Source organism: Mesorhizobium sp. WSM4844 (assembly GCF_055811775.1).
In genome coordinates this window covers 1-223 of the sequence record NZ_JBVVQB010000249.1, presented here as the reverse complement: position 1 = coordinate 223, position 223 = coordinate 1, and the positions used below count along the sequence as shown (strand labels likewise).

1 protein-coding gene is annotated in these 223 nt (G+C 70.9%); it reads right to left on the bottom strand.

Annotated elements, in window-relative coordinates; genetic code table 11:
- Positions 1-223 (bottom strand): phosphopantetheine-binding protein (locus tag AC0L2A_RS36625; protein ID WP_473613055.1); only part of this gene is annotated, 223 nt, incomplete at both ends.

Sequence of the window (223 nt, the reverse complement as noted above, 5' to 3'; positions counted from 1 at the left end):
AGATCGGCCAGCACCGGCCTGGCGAACAGGGTGCGCACCTCCACCCCCAGCGACAGCCGCCGCAGCCGCTCCATCAGTTGCACCGCCAGGAGCGAGTGGCCGCCGAGCTCGAAGAAGTTGTCGTTGCGTCCGACCCGCTCGACACTGAGGAGCTCGGCCCAGATCTCGGCCAGCGCCGTCTCGACCTCGCCTTGCGGCGCCGCATAGGCCGCCCGCGCATAGG